At 27.4% G+C, this 266-nt stretch carries 1 pseudogene; it reads left to right on the top strand.

The features are described 5' to 3' along the window. Nucleotides 1-251 (top strand): annotated as a pseudogene (locus EZH24_RS13795) (PD-(D/E)XK nuclease family transposase); the annotation flags it as partial. Nucleotides 252-266: the final 15 nt, after the last annotated feature.

Here is a 266-nt window from a genome sequence, read left to right as displayed (position 1 = left end):
AAGGATTTGAAGAAGTAACTATTCTTAACACTTTCAACTTAAAAGAATCGATTAATGGAAAAGAGACTATTGTCGATGTTAGAGCAAAAACTAAAAATGGAGAAACCGTAATAATTGAAATTCAAAGAGTTGGAAATAAAGCGTTTATTTATCGTGGGCTTTATTATTGGGCAAAAAGTTATACTGCAAATTTGAAAGCAAAGAATAAATACGAAGATTTAAATCCCGTAATAAGCATTAATATTTTAGATTTATTTTGACTATCT

This window comes from Brachyspira catarrhinii (genome assembly GCF_005518285.1).
Lineage (GTDB): Bacteria > Spirochaetota > Brachyspiria > Brachyspirales > Brachyspiraceae > Brachyspira > Brachyspira catarrhinii.
The sequence above is the reverse complement of the archived record's forward strand: the minus strand, read 5'-3'. Positions and strand labels throughout refer to the sequence as shown.